Below are 19618 nucleotides of genomic sequence, written 5' to 3'. Positions count from 1 at the left end.
TATTTACCCTTTTATCACAGAGAAATCAAACGTATCGAGAAAACTCGTAGTGAAGTTTCCGGCCTTGAATTGCTCATTCTCTAACAGTGCGATATGGAAAGGAATAGTGGTTTTCACACCGTCTATTACAAATTCTTCCAAGGCTCTTTTCATTCTCACAATCACTTCTTCTCTTGATTGGCCACTGACAATCAGCTTGGCAATCATAGAATCGTAATTCGGTGGAATCACATAACCAGCGTAAACATGGGAATCAATTCTTACGCCACGTCCACCGGGGATATGTAAATTTTGAATTTTTCCCGGGCTCGGTCTGAAGCCATGCATAGGATCTTCCGCATTGATTCTACATTCCATAGCGAATAGCTTAGGATAATAATTTCTTCCGGAAATAGTCTCGCCTGCCGCAACTTTGATTTGCTCTTTGATCAAGTCAAAATCAGTAACTTCTTCAGTAATCGGATGCTCCACTTGAATACGAGTATTCATTTCCATGAAGAAGAAGTTGCGATGTTTATCGACTAGGAATTCTACTGTACCAGCACCTTCGTATCCAATTGCTTCAGCGCCTTTTATGGCAGCTTTTCCCATTTCTTCACGAAGTTCATCCGTGATGAACGGGGATGGGGTTTCTTCTATCAGTTTCTGATGTCTTCTCTGGATGGAGCAATCGCGTTCAGAAAGGTGGCACGCTTTTCCATTTTTGTCCCCGATGATCTGAATCTCAATGTGTCGAGGTTCTTCTACATATTTCTCAAGATACAAGGCATCGTTGCCAAAAGCCGCAGCTGATTCCATTCTTGCATCATCCCACGCTTTTTTGAAACCAGCTTGCTCTTTCACTATCCGCATTCCTCGACCACCACCACCGGCAGTAGCCTTTAGGATGACAGGATATCCCATCTCATTGGCAAGCTTGATGCCTTGCTCCATAGAATCTAAAATACCTTCAGAACCTGGGATTGTGGGCACTCCAGCAGCTTTCATAGTAGCTTTTGCAGTAGCCTTGTCACCCATTTGGTTGATCATTTCAGGGCTTGCACCTATGAATTTGATTCCGTATTCTTCACAGATTTTAGAGAATTCCGCATTTTCGGAAAGGAAACCGTACCCAGGATGAATAGCATCAGCGTTTGTGATTTCTGCAGCGGCAATGATTCGTGGGATGTTAAGGTAAGAATCACGACTGGGAGCAGGACCTATACAGACGGCTTCATCAGCAAATCTGACATGCAAACTATCTTTGTCTGCAGTGGAATAAACGGCCACAGTCTCTATCCCCATCTCCTTACAAGTACGGATGATCCTAAGGGCAATTTCACCTCTGTTGGCGATAAGTATTTTTTTAAACACAGCTATTTATTTTTAGTAAAAAAATTAACCTGCTGGATCTACAAGGAATAAAGGCTGATCGTATTCTACCGGGGTAGAATTAGTCACCAATATCTTGACGATTTTACCAGAAATCTCAGATTCGATCTCATTGAAAAGCTTCATAGCTTCAATGATACAAACAGTCTCACCAGTTTTGATAGAATCTCCAACAGATACAAAAGGATCTGCATCTGGACTTGATGTCATATAGAACGTGCCGATCATTGGGGATTTGATCTCCACTAAATTAGAAGGTGTTGATTCCGCTGGCGTTGCAGGTGCTGCTGCTGGAGCAGGTGCCGGAATAGCGGGTGCAGTTTGAGTCATTTCTACCATTCTAGGTGCAGAAGATTCTGCATATTTTTTAATAGAAAGTTCAAACTCGTCAGTTTTGATTTTAACTTCCGCCAAACCAGAATTAGAGATGTAATCGATCAACTCCTGAATCTCTTTTGCTTTCATAGGTCTATTATTTAAGGGTGCCAAAAGGCAGTTTTTGTAAATGGGTTTTAAAACAATAAAGCTGTGTAATTTAATGAAATCACACAGCTTAACTAAGTTATTTTACTCTTTCTGAGTAGGAACCATCGCGGGTATCAACCTTGATTAGGATGTCTTGCTCTACGAAAAGCGGCACCATCACAGTGGCTCCGGTCTCTACGATAGCTGGTTTTAATGCATTGGTAGCCGTATCGCCCTTGATGCCGGGCTCTGTGTAAGTAATCATCAATTCCACGAAAGGAGGAAGTTCTACGGAAAGAGGAGTTTCAGTTTCGTCATGAATCAAAATATCACAAAGCTGTCCGTCTTTCAGAAGATTTGCTCTTTCGATCAGTTTTTCTTCAATAGAAATTTGCTCAAAAGTAGTGGTGTCCATGAAGTTGTAGCCCATGTCATCAGCGTATAAAAACTGATGTGGTCTTTTCTCCACTCTAGCAGTTTCTATTTTCTCTCCAGCGTTGAAAGTCTTATCCAGTGTTTTTCCAGAAGTAATTCCCTTCATTTTGGTTCTGACAAATGCAGGGCCTTTTCCAGGTTTGACATGCTGAAACTCAACGATAGAGTAAATGTCATTATTCATTACCAGACAAAGTCCGTTTTTAAAATCTGCAGTACTAGCCATAATATAATTATCGTATTATTTTCATCTGTTTATTATCGTTTTTCAGAGGTCATATGGAATCTCGCATGTAAAACAATCATCACTCTGTGTGTCTCTTGATTCATGCTCGATTTCTTAAGAACTTATTTCGGATCGTAGCCCCACTTGAGGAGAATAGAGCCCCATGTAAAACCACCTCCAAAAGAAGCAAGCACTAAATTGTCACCTTTTTTCAATTGGCTTTCGTAGTCCCAAAGGCAAAGAGGGATGGTGGCAGCAGTGGTGTTTCCATATTTTTCTATGTTCATCATCACTTTATCAGATCCGATTCCCATGCGGTTGGCGGTTGCGTTTATGATGCGAAGATTGGCTTGATGAGGTACTAGCCAAGCTATATCATCACCAGTCAACCCATTTTTATGCATGATTTCAGCACTTACGTCGGCCATATTGGTAACAGCGAATTTAAATACTGTGGAGCCTTCCTGAAATGCATAATGTTCTTTTGAATCGATAGTTTCGTGTGTTGCAGGTCTGCGACTTCCACCAGCTTTCATATGTAAATATGGGGTTCCTGATCCATCAGATTTCAGGATTGCATCGATGATTCCAAGATCTTCCGTGGTAGGCTCAAGCATAACTGCGCCCGCTCCATCTCCGAAAAGTATACACGTAGCGCGATCTGTATAATCTACGATAGAGGACATTTTATCTGCGCCTACTATGATTACTTTCTTATGTGTTCCAGTTTGTATGAATTGGTTACCTATCTGAAGAGCAAATAAAAAGCCGGAACAAGCTGCTCCTATATCGAAGCTGTAGCTATTCTTGGCACCCACAAGATCTGCAATGATATTTGCGGTGGCAGGAAAAGGCATGTCAGGAGTCACAGTAGCGCAGATAATCAAATCTACATCTAAAGGATCAACTCCTGTCTTTTCCAGAAGACCTTTTACTGCTTCGGCTCCCATTACTGAACTGCCTTGGTCTTCTCCTTTAAGTATTCTTCTTTCTTTTATTCCTGTTCTTGAGACGATCCACTCATCATTTGTATCTACGAGCTTCTCAAGTTCTTTATTAGTCAACCTGTATTCCGGAACGTAACCTTGTATTCCGGTGATCATGGCTCTGAGTTTGTCCATTTTGCTGGGTTTAAGTTAAGATGATCAAATCATTATCATCTCAAGCTGTATGTTATGGATGTGTTCTATCCTGTAAGGAAGGCAAAAATATTACAATTGTCATTCTCTACCAAAAGAAATCCATCAATGGAAAGTAATAGGCTTGATAGACAAGCGGTTTGGATTGGGCCCAATAAACAAAAAAATCCATCCGCAATTAGCGAATGGATTTATATCAAATTCAGATGAATGATTAAGCCAAGATTTCTTTCTCGATGATAACTTGTCCTTTGTAGTACAATTTACCGTCCAACCAGAAAGCTCTGTGTGGTAAGTGCATTTCGCCCGTGGTAGGACATTTCGCCAAACCTGGAGCCTCCAACTTGTAATGAGTTCTTCTTTTATCTCTTCTGGTTTTCGAAATTTTTCGTTTAGGATGTGCCATTTTATGCGTGGTTTATGATTATTCCTTGTTTTTTAACTTTTTTAAAAGATCCCATCTAGGATCGACTGCTTCATTATTTTCATCGGATTCTGAATCACCTTCAGGATTATCCGAATCTTGCCCATCTATGTAAGCGTAGATTCCTTCTCCTTCGTATTCCTCATCATCCATTTCATTTCTGTAATCAGGGTGAATTTTCTTTGCTGGTAATGCCAACAAAATAAATTCGTAAATCAACTGACCCACATTGACTTTCGGGGTATCCCGAGTGATCATCATGACGTTCTCATCGATTTCTTTTTCTTCCGCACCGAACTTGTAAAGCATCTTTTCATGAAAGTCCAAAGGCTGTTCAAAAGGCTCAAGACTTCGATCGCAAGTCAAGGTGACTTTACCTGCAATATGAAAATCCATTTCAATTACGTTTGCTCCGACTTTCATTTTGATCCGTACGATCAAATTGCCTTTTTTGACAAGTTCGTTGTCTTCGAATTGTTGGAAAAATGAATCTCCAATTTCGAAGTCAATTTCGTGGATGCCTTCGAGGAACTTAATCACCTCGATATCAAATGTTCTCCAGAATTTCACGATTCCTCCTCTCGATTTAAGACCGCAAAAATAGTGAATTTTTATAAAAGGATGAAAGAGATTTTGAAATAATCTTTGGTTTCAATTAATAAATCTCTCTTTTTCCTTCTCAATCCTCCGATTCTTGTGGGTTGTGTAGTTCAATAATGTCTGATGCTAAGAAAATTGCAGCTCGCATCGAGCCTTCGTCTGCCACATTTTTGCCTGCTATATTATAAGCTGTTCCGTGATCAGGCGAAGTTCTTACTACAGGTAAGCCAGCAGTGAAGTTTACGCCAGTACTGAAAGCTATGGATTTGAAAGGTACCAAACCTTGGTCATGATACATTGCCAAAACCCCATCAAATTTGGTTTGGTGAGCCATTCCGAAGAATCCATCAGCAGGGTAGGGCCCAAACACAAATTTGTTCTGATCCTTCAGCGCATGAATCGCAGGCTTGATGATTTTCTCCTCCTCTTCGCCTAAAAGACCATCTTCTCCGGCATGTGGGTTCAATGCCAAGATTGCAATTTTTGGCTTATTGATGCCAAAGTCTTTTTTGAGGCTTTTCAGAAGTATGTTAGCTTTTTGAATAATTAGCTCTTCCGTGACATTTTCAGCCACTTTTGCCAACGGCAGATGACCCGTCACTAATCCTACGCGCAACTGCTCCGATACCATCAGCATTAGACTTTCTTTAGCTCCTACTTCATTTGTAATGAATTCTGTATGGCCTACAAAGTGAAGTTCCTCAGAATTCACATTGTTTTTATTCAGTGGGGCAGTAACCAAAGCTTGGATCTTTCCTTCTTTCAGATCATTTACGGCTATTTTCAGCGTTTCCAAAGCGAATTTCCCTGCTTCTTGTGTTTCCGCCCCAGGGATGACTTCCGGGCATTCTTCACTCACATTGATTACATTGATGCGCTTGTGCTGGATTTCGTCTATGCTTCTGATCTGCGCAAAATTGAAATCATCCATGCCTAACTGCTTTCTGTAGAAAGTCAACGCTTTACCATGGCCATAGATCAGTGGCGTGAATGACTTGTACGTTCTATTGTCGAGCAAAGCTTTCATAGTTACCTCAGGACCTATGCCGTTGATGTCGCCGATGCTTATTCCGATAATGGGTTTGATCTTTCGTTGATGCATATAGGGTGTAAGTTGGATTTGCCGATTGGAATGGTAATGCTACCGCATCTAAGCTAGTCCTTTAGAATTATTGTCTTAATTTTAGGCTGCAATTTATAAAAAATAATCTGAGCTAACCGATGGAAAAGGTCAAAGCCAAGAAACACTTGGGACAACATTTTTTGACCGATTTAAGTATTGCGGAGCAAATAGCGCAGGCGGTCAAAGGACATCATGAAGTAACCAAAGTCCTTGAAATCGGGCCAGGTATGGGAGTGCTTACTGATTTCCTTTTGAAGGGAAATCTAGATTTGTATCTCATCGATATCGACAAGGAATCTATTGCTTACCTACATAAAAAATATCCTGAATTAGGGGATAAAATCATTGAAGGGGACTTTTTGAAAATGGATCTTTCGGACGCATTCCATGACAAGTTTGCCATTATTGGCAATTTCCCTTACAATATTTCCTCGCAGATTTTCTTCAAAGTACTGGAAGTAAAAGACCAGGTAACTGAAGTGGTCTGCATGCTACAGAAAGAAGTAGCTGAGCGTATTGCTTCTCCAAAAGGAAATAAGGACTACGGAATACTGTCTGTCCTTTTGCAAGCCTTCTATGACATAGAATATTTATTTACCGTGCCTCCTCATGTATTTGACCCTCCTCCAAGAGTTAATTCTGGCGTAATCCGACTCACACGGAATGCAACGGAAAATTTGGCTTGCAACGAAAAACTCTTTAAACAGGTGGTGAAAGCTGGTTTTGGAAATAGGAGAAAAACCCTTCGTAACTGTATGAAACCATTTAACCTTCCTGCTGACTTTAATTCAAATCCGATTTTGGATTTGCGTGCCGAGCAATTGGACGTAGCAGATTTTATATTTCTAACCCAGACAATCGAAGCCTCCCGTGGAAATCATTAAGCAGTTTGAACTTTCGAAAGAATACCTAGAAAGTTTACAGCAGGCAATCGAATCGCAGGATTTGAACTTCATTCAGGAATCATTTGACGGAGTGAATGTGGCTGATATCGCGGCGCTGCTCGACGAGTTATCCATGGAGGAATCCATTTTTGTACTTCGGGTATTGGATGCGCAGTTAGCAGCTGATATAATCATTGAGTTGGAAGCCACTACTCAGCACAGAGTATTGAAGGAATTGGAAGTTCAAGAAATGGCTAATCTGATTGAGCTGATGGATTCCGATGATGGAGCAGATATACTCAATCTTTTTTTGGAAAGAGAAAGAGAAGATATCATAAGTCATTTTCAGGATAAAGTAAAATCCGACCAAATCCTCGAACTTCTTCGCTACGATGAAGACACCGCGGGCGGGATCATGGCGAAAGAATACATCCGCGCCAATAAAAACTGGAATGTCGTACAGACGATCAATGAGATCCGTCGTCAGGCAGAAAATGTAAGTAAGATTTATTCAATTTTCGTGGTCAACAATCGACAGCAGTTGATGGGAATCGTGTCCCTGAAGCGCATTGTCCTTGCATCTGAAGAAACGAAGATTGAAGATATCTATGAAGAAGAGGTGATCTCTGTGCCTACTCACATGGACCAGGAAGAGGTGGCTGAGATCATGCGTAAGTACGATTTGGAATCTGTGCCTGTGATCAATGCCAAAAATAAATTGGTAGGGAGAATCACCGTCGATGATATCTTGGATGTAATCCGTGAGGAAGCTGAGGAAGATATCCAGGCTATGACGGGTATTTCTGATACGGTGGATGAGTACGATAGTGTCATCAAACTTACTAAAGCCAGACTTCCTTGGCTGCTGATTGGTATTTGTGGCGGTTTGTTGGGAGCAGGATTTATTGGCTTCTTCGAAGAGGGGCTAAGCAAAGTGACAGCATTGGCATTCTTTATTCCGTTGATTACGGCTACCGGCGGGAATGTAGGTATTCAATCATCCTCGCTGGTCGTTCAGTCTTTGGCAAATAAGTCAATCTTTGATGATTCCTTAGCCAAGCGTTTTATTAAGGTGTTGCTCGTTGCGATGCTGAATGGGTTGATTTTGGCCACTTTCGTTTTTGCTGTGGTGGTCCTGATCTATGACAATGAGGTTGCATTTGCCTTGGTCGTTTCTATAGCCTTATTTTCTGTTGTTTTGCTTTCCTCATTTATGGGGACTATTACACCTATAGTTTTGGATAAATTTGGGGTGAATCCTGCCTTGGCTTCCGGGCCATTTATCACCACTGCAAATGATTTGATAGGCCTTGCTGTTTATTTTTTCGTCGCCATGTCTTTACTACATATTTAATTCTTTGAGAAAAATGAAGATTCTTATCATTGACGAGATGCACCAAAGTATCATGCCTATGCTGCAAAAAGAAGGGCATGAAGTCATCTACTCGCCAGAAATCACAAGAGATGAAATCATAGCAATAGTAGCAGACTTTGATGGACTTATTATTAGATCAAAGACTCCGATGGATAGAGATCTTTTGGAGCGCGCCACTAAATTAAAGTTTATCGGCAGGGCAGGAGCTGGACTGGACAAGATTGATTTGGAATATATGGCTGAAAAGGACATCAAGCTTTTTCATGCCGCAAAAGGAAATCGCGATGCAGTGGCAGAACATGCTGTTGGGATGCTTTTGGCGCTATTTAATAAGTTAGGAAAAGCGGACCATGAAGTGCGGAAAGGCATTTGGGATCGTGAGGGTAATCGTGGTCATGAACTGGCAGGCAAAACGGTTGGTATCATGGGTTTTGGGAATATGGGGAAGTCGTTTGCCCACAGACTTCAAGGCTTTAAGGTTGATGTGCTGGCCTACGACAAATACAAGATGGATTTTGGAGATGAACTCGTCCGAGAAGTGATGTGGGAAAAGCTGAAAGCAGAAGCAGATATTTTGAGTATTCATGTACCGCTAACTCCGGAAACTCGTGATTTTTTTACACTTAAAGAACTCAGAAGTTTCGCCAAGCCCTTCTGGCTAATCAATACGGCTAGAGGAGAAGTGATCAGTTTTAAGACCTTGAATGAAGCTTTGGATCAAGGAATTTTGCGAGGAGCATTGTTGGATGTTTTGGAAAATGAAAAGTTTGAGAAGTTCAGCCCAGAACAAAAAGCAGAATTTGGGAAACTGGCAGCACGCGATAATGTATTATTTAGTCCCCATGTGGCTGGCTGGACGTATGAATCTTACGAAAAGATTAATAAAGTTTTAGCCAAAAGGATCAAAAAGGCATTTAAAGACCTTTAGTATTTTCATTTAGCAATAAAGAACGCAGTGGTTTTCACGGAGTATGCAGCTACTACTATTTTACGCATCATCGTCTTCGTTTCATATATTAAGAATCATGAATGTTTGATTTCTCCAATTGGCAAATCAACTTTTAAACTTTAGGTAAATGTGGTGAGTCCGCATTTTGGGAAATAAAAAGCGCATAGTGAGTGCTTTGAACATGGTTTATCCTCACCTGTGACGAATTCATTTTGGTAAAATCATTGAGAGTTTATTTTTTAAGAAATCAATATTTTTCAATAAATCCACTGAAAATATCTGGGTTCACGTGGAGTAGAACTGCGAATCTGCCTCATTTTATAAGGTATTTTAAAACCCAAATCTTAACCCGATATGTTCTGAATTTCATTTTAGCTTTCAAATTGTAGATTAAAAAGAATTGGGCGGTATTTTGATTTTAAAATTCAATATCAAGTTTATCTACTTTGAAAACTACATCAACTATGAAAAAGCAACTAATTTTTAGTCTTGCCACTCTTGCAGTCTTGACTTTCTCCTGTGGTGAAAAGTCAGACAATGCAAATGAGGAAAGCATAGAAGCGCAAAATGAAATGAGCGGAGCTATGCATGAAAATGATACCAACATGGTAAAGCGGGACGGCACGCTTCTTTCAGGGGCGATGGACCAATCTACTACTATCCAACTTCCGCCCACTATTCTTCAGGTGATAGAAATGGACGACGCGATTTCAGCCGATGAAATCACCAATAAAAGAATGTTTGAGGAGAATGGGATCACTTATTATGAAGTCACTTTCATGACTAAAGGTGAACAGTCGGTTACCATGATCTATGATGAAGATGGTAAAATTAAATCAACAGATTAAATACTAATAGACAGGCGATGATGCCTCCCTTGACCGGCTATTGGTTAATACAAGCTTACTTGATTTATAGACCATGTTCGTCAAGAACTACAAAAGGCTAGAAAGTAAACCCAAAATTTATTCTACAGCTAATTGTAGGGTATCAAAAGCCACAGTCGCGAGGGGGCGCCATCGTTTCATTTTTGAACATAGCTATGGAATCCAAGGAATCACTTGATCTTTTTAACTTAAACCGTCTTCTGATTGGCGAAGATATTCCTTACACATTTTTGGCAGAAGTACTTCTCCGAACTACTGTAATGTTTTTCCTAGTACTGGTTGTACTAAGATTATCCGGTAAGCGAGGAATTAAGCAACTGTCTGTTTTTGAATTGGCAATAATTATATCATTAGGCTCTGCTGCCGGTGATCCCATGTTTTACGAAGATGTGGCTCTACTTCCCGCAATATTAGTCTTTGTAATAGTCATTAGTCTCTACAAGCTGATAACCTTTTTAACAGGTAGATTTGAAAAAGTAGAAAAATTTGTTGAAGGAAAACCAGTGAAATTGGTAGAGAATGGTAAGATTCTTTACAAATCCTTTAGAAAAGAATCATTGGCATACGACGAGCTATTTTCTCAGCTCCGACAACAAAGCGTATCACATCTGGGACAGGTAGAATGTGCTTACCTGGAGACATCAGGAGATCTGAGTGTTTTTTATTATCCAGACGATAAAGTTATCCCAGGTTTACCAATTCTGCCAGATATCTACGATCTTCCAGTTAAAGAATTTGAAAAAGGGGAAGTTTACAGTTGTAAACATTGTGGAGATTCTAAACTAGATATTCAAAGCTTTAGACCTTGTGAGATTTGCGGAGAAAATGAATGGCTCGTGGCTAGTAGAAAAATTAGATTGACCTGAATTTGACTTGTCAATCATTTGAGGCGCTATTTTGTCCATCATCACATTCAATTTTAAAACATTTAACAGTCAGGTAGAAAGAAAGAAGATTGAAAACCGAGCTTTGCTTTGTTTCAAAGCTTTGTTATCTTTGGCAATCAAATACAAGCTATTAACAAGGTAACGGTCCCGTCTTGCGACCGTTACTTTGTTTTTGTGGCTTTTACTAAGAGTAGAATATGGGAACAATACAATACTATACTGAAGAAGGTTTGAAGCGATTGAAGGACGAACTTCAAATGCTCAGAACTAAAGGGAGAACTGATATTTCTAACCAGATCGCTGAAGCAAGAGACAAAGGCGATCTGAGCGAGAATGCAGAATATGACGCTGCGAAGGATGCGCAAGGTCACTTGGAGCTTAAGATTGCAAAATTGGAAGCGGTAGTGGGAAATGCACGGATCCTGGATAGCTCTCAATTGGATACTTCCAAAGTTGGGATCTTAACCACTGTGAAGATCAAAAATATCAAGAACGGCATGACTGTCACCTACACATTGGTTTCCGAAGAAGAGGCTGATTTGAAAGCAGGAAAGATCTCGCTTGCTTCTCCGTTTGGAAAAGGACTCATCGGAAAAAAAGTAGGTGAAATAGCTGAAGTAGTAGCCCCAGCAGGAACACTTCAATTCGAAATATTAGACATTACATTCTAAACCAATCCCGGCTTTTGCCGGGATTTTTATTTTACAGATTATGGCTTCAATTTTCACGAAAATCATCAACAGAGAAATCCCAGGTCACATCGTTGCGGAGGATGAAAATCACATTGCTTTTTTAGATATCATGCCTTTGGTCAAAGGACATGTGCTAGTTGTTCCCAAGCAAGAAGTCGATTACATTTTTGATTTGGAGCCAGAGGCTCTTTCCGGGCTACATCTTTTTGCGCAGCAAGTGGCCAAAGCCATGGACAAAACGATTAAATCTACACGAATCGGTGTAGCTGTCATTGGACTTGAAGTTCCCCATGTACATGTGCACCTAGTTCCTCTGAAAACCATGGATGATATCAATTTCAACCGTCCAAAACTGAAGCTTAGTAATGAGGAATTGGCGGAGATAGCTGAGAAGATCAGAGGAGGTTTTGGATTGTAACAAGTAAACAGTAAGTGGTAAAAAGTGTATTGAATGAGGTAGCGTATACCTGTTACTTTACAAAATTTACTTTTTACAAATACCTAGTAAAGTTCAATTCAAAGAATTGACATCTCCAATCCCATACCTCGGTGTCCCACCTTTTTTGCTTGCCACGAAAGCGCCAAGTTTACATGCGAAGTCGAGAACTTTATCAAGAGGTTGGTTTTCTAAAAAGGTTTTGATAAAGCCGCTGAGAAATGCGTCTCCTGCACCAATGCTGTCAGCTACTTTTACTTTAAATCCTTCATGAGAGATTATATTTCCGCCTTTATAGATTAATGCGCCTTTTGAACCTTGCGTCACACAGATCAAATCCATTTGATAGTGCTGATCAAGATAGCCACAAACGCTTTTTACACTTGGTTCTATATCAAAATAGTCCGCGAAAATCTCTAATTCATCCTCGTTGATTTTTAGAATATCTGTAAAACCCAGCAAGCTCTCTATGATCTCAAAATCATAAAATGGAGGACGAAAGTTCGCGTCAAATATGCGTAAAGTTTTATGATGAAGTAATTTAAGCAGGGTTGTTAGACTTTTTATATTACGCACGCCTAGCGTACCAAATACAAATGCATCTGATGTTTTAACGGCTTCATCCATGTCAGTATTCCACTGGATGAAATCCCACGCGACAGGAGATACGACTGTGTACTTGATGTTTTCTGGATCATCGTCATTCACCAAAACTGTTGATGTTTCATGCTCCTGATTAATCTGAACCAAGTCCACCGGAAGGTCAAATGTCTGTAAAAATTCGATGAGCTTCTGGCCATCTTTGTCATTTCCTATTGCAGAAATCAGTCTGGAATTCAATCCCAGTTGGTGGAGATTAAGTGTGACGTTCATAGGTGCTCCGCCCGGCACAGCGCCAGAAGGCATGCAATCCCAAAGCATCTCTCCGAATATGACTACGTTATGCGGCATTGGTGTTATGTAGGTCTTGTTGAATTTCTTCTAATGATCGGCCCTTGGTTTCTGGCATCTTATATTTCACCCAAAGTAACTGCCAGACCATCATCAAAGCGAAGAACGCAAAGATGTATCCTGGTCCAAATTGATTGGCAAAATAAGGGAAGACGTTAGCAATTAAAGCAGCTAAAATCCAATGTGTAAAACTGCCGATGGATTGTCCATAAGCACGGAGTTCATTAGGAAACACCTCAGAAATAAATACCCAAATCACGGCTCCCTGACCCACCGCATGAGATGCTATAAATGCAAAGACAAATATCGGAAGCCAGAAATTATCGATTCCTCCCACAAGGAAATTGTAAGCCATGAGAGAAAGAGAAATGATGTATCCAACTGATCCTATGTACATTAATTTTTTTCTACCAATTCTATCTATCAGATACAATCCTACGAATGTCGCAAGCAGATTCACCACGCCTATTCCAATGGTGGAGAAAAGCGCTGATTCCGTTGATATGCCTGCCATTTCAAAGATTCTTGGAGCAAAATAGATTATTGCATTGATACCAGATACTTGGTTGAAAAAAGCAATGAAAATGGCCAACATGGTTGTAGACAAAAAAGCTTTACTGAACAAAGCTGCGAAGCTACCTTTTTGCTTGATGGTTTGTTCTTCAATAATTGCCAATCGAATAGCTTCATCTACTCCCTCTGGATCAGTTCTGGTGAGAATTTCTCTCGCTGTGAATTGGTCGTTGAACTTAGCAATAAGCCAGCGGGGGCTTTCCGGTATTCTGAAAATCATCACGGTATAAATCAAAGCAGGAACTGCTTCCATTCCAAGCATCCAGCGCCAGTCGTTTGCTATACCAGCTGTGCCAATCAGATAGTTTGATAAATAGGCCATCAGAATACCGAAGACGATATTGAATTGATAAAGCGCTACGAGTAAGCCTCTGTTTTTGGCAGGTGCGATTTCTGAGATATACATGGGTGCAACCACAGAAGAAGCGCCCACTCCTAATCCCCCGATAAATCTAAAAAACATAAATGAATACTCATCTGGAGCCATTCCTGAACCTATAGCTGAGATCAGATACAGTGCTCCAATCCAGAGTAAACTTTTTTTCCTACCAAATTTATCTGCGGGAATTCCTCCGAATAATGCTCCGAATACGGTACCGTAAAGTGCCATTGCGATAGCAAGACCATGCATGAGGTCATTTAATTTCCAGACATCCTGGATAGCTCGCTCAGCTCCCGATATTACTGCAGTATCGAATCCAAATAAAAAGCCGCCCAAAGCGGCTGTGATTGAGAGGAAAAAAGCGTACCGTTTAGAGGACATTAGATCTTTTGGGTTAATAATTATTTGCTAATCTATAGAGAAGCAGAATAAATCAAAACTCAAAGTATCAATTTGCCTGGATTTTATCTGATATGTATTTGCGGTTTTTATCCTTGTACAAAAGACAAACTTGGTTAAGATTAGTCTAACTCTGTATTTAAAGTCACTTCAGTCTTCTAACCAGTTTACTAGACAGATGTTGACTGCTTGCATCGTTACCTATAATCTTTTTATCTAAATGGATAGATAAAACTGCCAAATCTCTCTACAATGGCTTTTTCAAGTGTTTCCCTATGGTCGGGATGAGCGATTCGCATCAGCTCATAAGCGCGCTGACGCAGGTTTTTTCCATAAAGATTGACCATTCCGTATTCGGTGACTACGTATTGCATGTGTGCTCTCGTGGTGACTACTCCAGCGCCTTCTTTCAGGAAAGGGACTATTTTGGAAGTTCCTTTTCGAGTAGAGGAGGTCATGGCCATAATTGGCTTGCCTCCTTCTGAAAGTGAAGCGCCACGCATAAAGTCCATTTGTCCACCCACACCTGAGTATTGGTAGCTTCCAATAGAATCTGCACAAACTTGCCCGGTCAAATCCATTTCAACACAGCTATTGATAGAGATTACTTTGGGATTCTTACGAATGACCGCAGTGTCATTGACATAAGCAGCTTCATGGAAAGAGAACTCAGGATTGTCATCTATGGTGTCATATAATTCCTTGGTGCCTGTGACGAAAGCGGATACAATTTTCCCTGGATGTTTTTTCTTGTATTTATTGGTGATCGCTCCAGATCTGAGAAGCCCCAAGATACCATTTGAGAACATCTCGGTATGAATACCCAGGTCCTTATGATGCTTCAGGGAGTCGAGTACTGCATCCGGAATAGCTCCAATACCCATTTGAAGCGTGGATCGATCTTCAATGAGAGAAGCGCAATGGTTACCTATTTGACGTTCTATATCAGTTATCTTTTCACTGTAGTCTACTTCTGGAAGAGGCTCATTCACATGAATTGCAGCATGAAACTTTGAAATATGGATTTGTCCATCTCCATGTGTTCTCGGCATTTGCTTATTGACTTGAGCTATGATAGTCCGGGAAGTTTCCACTGCAGGTTTGGCCACGTCTACAGAAGTCCCCAATGAACAAAACCCATGCATATCTGGCTCAGAAACCTGCACTATGGCCACATCAATTGACAAGATATTCTTTCTGAACAAGTGACCAATTTCACTGAGAAAAATTGGAACATAGCCTCCATGTTCTGAGTTGACCGCTGCTCTTACATTCTGAGACACAAAGAGAGAATTCATATAAAAGCTGTCCTTACACTCATCTGATACCAGCGGCATGTCACCTAAGGTTGTGATGGCGACTATTTCCACATCTTTGAGTTCGTCTTTTCTAGCTGCCAAAGCATAAAGTAGGGTAGTCGGTGTAGCAGCACTGCCATGGATGAAAACTCTTTGATGGCTCTGGATAGAAGAAACAGCTACTTCTGGCGTGACATAATTAATCATATCGGAGATAATTTTGATTAAAGGAGATTTTAATCAGAACGTTAAAGTTCGGAAAAATTCTTGTGAAAGGGGGCTAAGAGTCAGAATCCCTTTGTTAAAAAGCCAAATTATATTTTGTTTTTCATGTAATAGCGAAAGTGGAGCGCCTTTATAATTACTATATTTGTGTTCTGGGCAGCTGGAAAATTATAAATCCATTTGGCCATAAAACAGAAAACTAAATTTAGCTAATACAACTCCATGACTATCATTCCTGAGAGCTACAAACCCAAAAATCACATTAGAATTGTTACTGCAGCATCCTTGTTTGACGGGCACGATGCAGCCATTAATATCATGCGTCGCATCATTCAGTCCACTGGCTGTGAAGTGATCCATTTAGGTCATAATCGATCCGTTCAGGAGATCGTGGATTGTGCTATCCAAGAGGACGTGCAGGCAATTGCGATCACTTCTTACCAAGGTGGGCACGTAGAGTTTTTCAAATACATGTATGATTTGCTTCGTGAAAAAGGAGCCGCACACGTGAAAATTTTTGGTGGAGGTGGAGGAACGATTCTTCCTGAGGAGATTCGTGAATTGCAAGAGTATGGGATCACAAGAATTTACGCTCCCGACGATGGGCGATCCATGGGATTGCAGGGTATGATTAATGACTTGGTAAGTCAATGTGATTTTGCCATTGGAGATGAATTGCCAGAAGGATTTGTGCTGGGTGTGGATAATAAAGAGCATGTGGCTAGAGCTATTTCTGCTTTCGAAAACTTCCCTGAAAACTCTTCAGCACTTCTGGCAAAAGTAAGAAAACTAAGCAAGGAGTGTAAAACTCCGGTTCTGGGAATCACTGGTACCGGTGGTGCAGGAAAGTCTTCTCTGGTGGATGAGTTGGTTCGTAGATTCATAACAGACTTTGATGATAAAACGCTGGCTATTATATCAGTTGATCCATCTAAGCGAAAAACTGGTGGAGCTTTACTAGGAGATCGAATTCGAATGAATGCCATCCATCATCCGCACGTTTATATGCGTTCTCTTGCGACTCGTCAGTCCAACCTTGCACTTTCACGCTATGTGCAGGATGCGGTGGATACGGTTAAAGCTGCCGGATACGATATGGTGATTTTGGAGACTTCTGGGATCGGTCAGTCCGATACGGAGATTATCGAGCATTCAGACCTTTCACTCTATGTGATGACGCCCGAATATGGTGCAGCATCCCAATTGGAAAAGATCGACATGTTAGACTTCGCAGATGTGATCGCATTGAACAAGTTTGATAAGAGAGGCGCTTTGGATGCAATTCGCGATGTGAAAAAGCAGTTTAAGCGTAATCACAATCTATGGGAAGCTAAGGACGAAGATATTCCAGTGTTCGGCACCATTGCCTCCCAATTCAATGATCCAGGAATGAACGAGCTTTATCGCACGTTGATTTCCAAGATTGCTGTGAAGCATCCAGAGCTGGACAGCAGTTTTGAGTTGACTGCCGGTAGCTCGGAGAAAATCTACATCATTCCTCCAGCTAGAACCCGCTATCTCTCTGAGATCTCTGAAATCAACAGAAACTATGATGTCTGGGTAGAAGAGCAGCGAGAAATTGCGCAGCAGCTTTATAGTATTACGAAGTCTATCGAAGCGGTAGAAAACACGAAAGTAGAGGACAGGGATAGATTGATCAAAGAACTTCAAGAAGTGTATGCGCAGGTAGAACTTGATTTTGATCCTAAAAACAAAAAGTGGCTAGAGGATTGGTCTTCTGAATCAGCTAAGTATTCCGAGGATTTTTATGTTTTCAAGGTACGAGATAAGGAGATCAAGATTAAGACCTTCTCTACTTCACTTTCGGAAACTAGAATACCTAAAATTTCCTTGCCTAAGTATGAGGCTTGGGGAGATATTTTGAAATGGGGTTTAAGGGAAAATGTGCCCGGCAAATTCCCTTATACAGCCGGAGTTTTTCCATTTAAGCGTGAAGGAGAAGATCCTACCCGAATGTTTGCAGGCGAAGGCGGGCCAGAACGTACCAATAAGCGCTTCCATTATGTTTCCAAGGATATGGATGCGAAGCGACTTTCCACGGCTTTTGATTCAGTGACGCTTTACGGAGAAGATCCTGATTATCGACCTGATATTTATGGAAAAATCGGTAATTCGGGTGTCAATGTCTGCTGTTTGGATGACGCGAAAAAGCTCTATTCGGGCTTTAATTTAGTAGATCCAATGACGTCAGTGTCAATGACTATAAACGGTCCAGCAGCCACGATGACAGCATTTTTCATGAATGCCGCGATCGACCAACAATGCGAAGTTTACATCAAAGAGAATGGCTTAGAAAAAGAGATTGATCAGAAAATCGATGGGATTTATAAAAATAAAAATCTTCCTCGACCAACTTACAATGCGAAAGTTCCAGTGGGAAATAGTGGCTTAGGTTTGATGTTATTGGGAGTGACGGGCGATCAGGTATTGCCAGCTGAAGTTTATCAGAAAATAAAAGCTGATACTATCGCCAAAGTCAGAGGAACAGTCCAAGCAGATATTCTGAAGGAAGATCAGGCACAAAATACCTGTATTTTCTCTACGGAATTTTCTCTGAGACTCATGGGAGATGTACAGCAATACTTCATCGAGAAGGGTATCCGTAATTTTTATTCGGTGTCTATCTCTGGATATCATATCGCAGAAGCAGGAGCCAATCCGATTACTCAGTTAGCGTTGACACTTTCCAATGGCTTTACTTACGTGGAATACTACGTGAGCCGTGGTATGGACATCAATCAATTTGCACCAAATCTTTCCTTCTTTTTCTCCAACGGAATCGATCCTGAATATGCAGTAATAGGGAGAGTTGCCCGTAGGGTTTGGGCAAAAGCCATGAAACTGAAGTACGGTGCAAATGAGCGTTCTCAGATGCTGAAATATCATATTCAGACCTCAGGCCGCTCGCTTCATGCGCAGGAAATTGATTTCAATGATATCCGAACTACGCTTCAGGCATTGTATGCGATTTATGATAATTGCAACTCGCTACACACAAATGCATACGATGAAGCTATCACAACTCCTACTGAAGCATCAGTCCGTAGAGCAATGGCTATTCAGTTGATTATCAATAAGGAATTGGGACTTACTAAGAATGAAAACCCTATTCAAGGTTCCTTTATTATAGAGGAATTGACAGATTTAGTAGAGGAAGCTGTATATGTGGAGTTTGATAGAATCACTGAGCGTGGCGGAGTGCTTGGCGCGATGGAGACTATGTATCAGCGTGGCAAAATTCAGGATGAAAGTATGACCTATGAAATGCTTAAGCACTCGGGTGAATATCCAATTATCGGTGTGAATACTTTTCTTTCTTCAGATGGATCTCCTACGGTCACTCCAGGCGAGGTAATTCGCGCAGAGAAGGAAGAAAAAGAGGCGCAAATTAAAACGTTACAAACACTTCATGCTGCGAATCCTGAATTGGTAAACGAACATCTGCAGGCGCTTAGAAAAGTGTCAGTTAATAATGAGAATATTTTCGAAGAGCTAATGGAGGCAGCAAAGTATTGTTCTCTGGGTCAGATTACTCATGCACTTTACGAAGTAGGTGGACAGTATCGCCGAAATATGTGATTTGAAGAGCATAGTTATTCAGCCACAAAGAGATTACGAAGAAAGCACAGAGGGTTTCTTTAGAAGACAGAAAACAGGACGTGACTTGTAAGACAGATGATGGTGATCACCGGAGTTTTCAAGTTTTTGGTTTATTAGTGCCTTGTACTAATCTGCTATTCGGTCTCTGCTCAACTTAATGGTAATTTTGCTCGGGAATCGAGCGAAACCGAGGTGTCGAAGTTTGGCTTTTGAAAACCATGCGGATATACATAAAAATAGAATTTGAAAAATAAGATTCAAGGACTTTAATCAGCG

18 protein-coding genes are annotated in these 19618 nt (G+C 40.8%); 8 read left to right on the top strand and 10 right to left on the bottom strand.

What is annotated here, in order from left to right; all coding sequences use genetic code 11:
- Positions 1–3 precede the first annotated feature (3 nt).
- The 7 genes from accC to pdxA all read right to left on the bottom strand — a co-directional run bounded on the left by accC (position 4) and on the right by pdxA (position 5762).
- Positions 4–1353 carry an acetyl-CoA carboxylase biotin carboxylase subunit gene (gene accC / locus BVH04_RS13685; protein WP_086542037.1) on the bottom strand — a complete coding sequence of 450 codons (1350 nt, stop codon included), beginning with the start codon at positions 1351–1353 and terminating at the stop codon, positions 4–6.
- A 24-nt stretch (positions 1354–1377) separates the two neighbouring features.
- Complete coding sequence (accB, locus tag BVH04_RS13680) at positions 1378–1836, bottom strand: acetyl-CoA carboxylase biotin carboxyl carrier protein (protein ID WP_086542036.1); 459 nt, start codon at positions 1834–1836, stop codon at positions 1378–1380.
- Positions 1837–1933: 97 nt separating this feature from the next.
- Positions 1934–2497, bottom strand: coding sequence for an elongation factor P (gene efp / locus BVH04_RS13675; protein WP_086542035.1), 564 nt, complete (start codon positions 2495–2497; stop codon positions 1934–1936).
- Between the two features lie 122 nt (positions 2498–2619).
- A complete protein-coding gene (locus BVH04_RS13670) occupies positions 2620–3618 on the bottom strand; it encodes a beta-ketoacyl-ACP synthase III (RefSeq protein ID WP_086542034.1) in 999 nt (332 codons plus the stop codon).
- Positions 3619–3850: 232 nt separating this feature from the next.
- Positions 3851–4042: a 50S ribosomal protein L32 gene (gene rpmF, locus BVH04_RS13665; protein WP_057938136.1), complete on the bottom strand. Its 192-nt coding sequence runs from the start codon at positions 4040–4042 to the stop codon at positions 3851–3853.
- Positions 4043–4060: 18 nt separating this feature from the next.
- Positions 4061–4630 carry a YceD family protein gene (locus BVH04_RS13660; RefSeq protein ID WP_086542033.1) on the bottom strand — a complete coding sequence of 190 codons (570 nt, stop codon included), beginning with the start codon at positions 4628–4630 and terminating at the stop codon, positions 4061–4063.
- A 109-nt stretch (positions 4631–4739) separates the two neighbouring features.
- The gene (pdxA, locus tag BVH04_RS13655) at positions 4740–5762 is read right to left on the bottom strand and encodes a 4-hydroxythreonine-4-phosphate dehydrogenase PdxA (RefSeq protein ID WP_086542032.1); all 1023 of its coding nucleotides are present in this window, start codon (positions 5760–5762) and stop codon (positions 4740–4742) included.
- 119 nt (positions 5763–5881) lie between these two features.
- Between pdxA and rsmA the strand changes: the two genes are divergently transcribed.
- From rsmA to BVH04_RS13620, 7 genes are all read left to right on the top strand, one after another.
- Positions 5882–6667, top strand: coding sequence for a 16S rRNA (adenine(1518)-N(6)/adenine(1519)-N(6))-dimethyltransferase RsmA (rsmA, locus tag BVH04_RS13650; protein ID WP_086542031.1), 786 nt, complete (start codon positions 5882–5884; stop codon positions 6665–6667).
- Positions 6654–8021, top strand: coding sequence for a magnesium transporter (mgtE, locus tag BVH04_RS13645; protein WP_086542030.1), 1368 nt, complete (start codon positions 6654–6656; stop codon positions 8019–8021). Before rsmA ends, mgtE begins: the two co-directional genes overlap by 14 nt.
- 13 nt (positions 8022–8034) lie before the next feature.
- On the top strand, positions 8035–8970 hold the full coding sequence (locus tag BVH04_RS13640) for an NAD(P)-dependent oxidoreductase (protein WP_086542029.1): 936 nt from the start codon (positions 8035–8037) through the stop codon (positions 8968–8970).
- A 485-nt stretch (positions 8971–9455) separates the two neighbouring features.
- Positions 9456–9839: a hypothetical protein gene (locus tag BVH04_RS13635; protein WP_086542028.1), complete on the top strand. Its 384-nt coding sequence runs from the start codon at positions 9456–9458 to the stop codon at positions 9837–9839.
- A 194-nt stretch (positions 9840–10033) separates the two neighbouring features.
- Positions 10034–10744, top strand: a complete 711-nt coding sequence (locus BVH04_RS13630) for a DUF421 domain-containing protein (protein WP_086542027.1) — start codon at positions 10034–10036, stop codon at positions 10742–10744.
- A gap of 218 nt (positions 10745–10962) precedes the next feature.
- A complete protein-coding gene (gene greA, locus BVH04_RS13625) occupies positions 10963–11436 on the top strand; it encodes a transcription elongation factor GreA (protein WP_086542026.1) in 474 nt (157 codons plus the stop codon).
- A gap of 40 nt (positions 11437–11476) precedes the next feature.
- Positions 11477–11875: an HIT family protein gene (locus BVH04_RS13620; RefSeq protein WP_086542025.1), complete on the top strand. Its 399-nt coding sequence runs from the start codon at positions 11477–11479 to the stop codon at positions 11873–11875.
- A 93-nt stretch (positions 11876–11968) separates the two neighbouring features.
- Here BVH04_RS13620 and BVH04_RS13615 read toward each other — a convergent pair whose 3' ends face one another.
- The 3 genes from BVH04_RS13615 to BVH04_RS13605 all read right to left on the bottom strand — a co-directional run bounded on the left by BVH04_RS13615 (position 11969) and on the right by BVH04_RS13605 (position 15703).
- Positions 11969–12844, bottom strand: a complete 876-nt coding sequence (locus BVH04_RS13615; RefSeq protein ID WP_086542024.1) for a PfkB family carbohydrate kinase — start codon at positions 12842–12844, stop codon at positions 11969–11971.
- A complete protein-coding gene (locus BVH04_RS13610) occupies positions 12834–14180 on the bottom strand; it encodes a sugar porter family MFS transporter (protein ID WP_086542023.1) in 1347 nt (448 codons plus the stop codon). Before BVH04_RS13610 ends, BVH04_RS13615 begins: the two co-directional genes overlap by 11 nt.
- A 230-nt stretch (positions 14181–14410) precedes the next feature.
- On the bottom strand, positions 14411–15703 hold the full coding sequence (locus BVH04_RS13605; RefSeq protein ID WP_086542022.1) for an acetyl-CoA hydrolase/transferase family protein: 1293 nt from the start codon (positions 15701–15703) through the stop codon (positions 14411–14413).
- A gap of 240 nt (positions 15704–15943) precedes the next feature.
- Between BVH04_RS13605 and BVH04_RS13600 the strand changes: the two genes are divergently transcribed.
- On the top strand, positions 15944–19321 hold the full coding sequence (locus BVH04_RS13600; RefSeq protein ID WP_086542021.1) for a methylmalonyl-CoA mutase family protein: 3378 nt from the start codon (positions 15944–15946) through the stop codon (positions 19319–19321).
- The last annotated feature ends 297 nt before the right edge of the window (positions 19322–19618 follow it).

It is taken from the genome of Algoriphagus antarcticus (assembly GCF_002150685.1).
Lineage (GTDB): Bacteria > Bacteroidota > Bacteroidia > Cytophagales > Cyclobacteriaceae > Algoriphagus > Algoriphagus antarcticus.
The sequence above is the reverse complement of the archived record's forward strand: the minus strand, read 5'-3'. Positions and strand labels throughout refer to the sequence as shown.

What these genes read in the sequence shown, in the direction of transcription:
- BVH04_RS13640 (WP_086542029.1), top strand. Translation starts at nt 8,035, where the DNA reads ATGAAGATTCTTATCATTGACGAGATGCACCAAAGTATCATGCCTATG.
- BVH04_RS13610 (WP_086542023.1), bottom strand. Translation starts at nt 14,180, where the DNA reads ATGTCCTCTAAACGGTACGCTTTTTTCCTCTCAATCACAGCCGCTTTG.
- efp (WP_086542035.1), bottom strand. Translation starts at nt 2,497, where the DNA reads ATGGCTAGTACTGCAGATTTTAAAAACGGACTTTGTCTGGTAATGAAT.
- greA (WP_086542026.1), top strand. Translation starts at nt 10,963, where the DNA reads ATGGGAACAATACAATACTATACTGAAGAAGGTTTGAAGCGATTGAAG.
- BVH04_RS13600 (WP_086542021.1), top strand. Translation starts at nt 15,944, where the DNA reads ATGACTATCATTCCTGAGAGCTACAAACCCAAAAATCACATTAGAATT.
- BVH04_RS13670 (WP_086542034.1), bottom strand. Translation starts at nt 3,618, where the DNA reads ATGGACAAACTCAGAGCCATGATCACCGGAATACAAGGTTACGTTCCG.
- BVH04_RS13615 (WP_086542024.1), bottom strand. Translation starts at nt 12,844, where the DNA reads ATGCCGCATAACGTAGTCATATTCGGAGAGATGCTTTGGGATTGCATG.
- BVH04_RS13630 (WP_086542027.1), top strand. Translation starts at nt 10,034, where the DNA reads ATGGAATCCAAGGAATCACTTGATCTTTTTAACTTAAACCGTCTTCTG.
- BVH04_RS13620 (WP_086542025.1), top strand. Translation starts at nt 11,477, where the DNA reads ATGGCTTCAATTTTCACGAAAATCATCAACAGAGAAATCCCAGGTCAC.
- rsmA (WP_086542031.1), top strand. Translation starts at nt 5,882, where the DNA reads ATGGAAAAGGTCAAAGCCAAGAAACACTTGGGACAACATTTTTTGACC.
- rpmF (WP_057938136.1), bottom strand. Translation starts at nt 4,042, where the DNA reads ATGGCACATCCTAAACGAAAAATTTCGAAAACCAGAAGAGATAAAAGA.
- accB (WP_086542036.1), bottom strand. Translation starts at nt 1,836, where the DNA reads ATGAAAGCAAAAGAGATTCAGGAGTTGATCGATTACATCTCTAATTCT.
- pdxA (WP_086542032.1), bottom strand. Translation starts at nt 5,762, where the DNA reads ATGCATCAACGAAAGATCAAACCCATTATCGGAATAAGCATCGGCGAC.
- BVH04_RS13605 (WP_086542022.1), bottom strand. Translation starts at nt 15,703, where the DNA reads ATGATTAATTATGTCACGCCAGAAGTAGCTGTTTCTTCTATCCAGAGC.
- BVH04_RS13635 (WP_086542028.1), top strand. Translation starts at nt 9,456, where the DNA reads ATGAAAAAGCAACTAATTTTTAGTCTTGCCACTCTTGCAGTCTTGACT.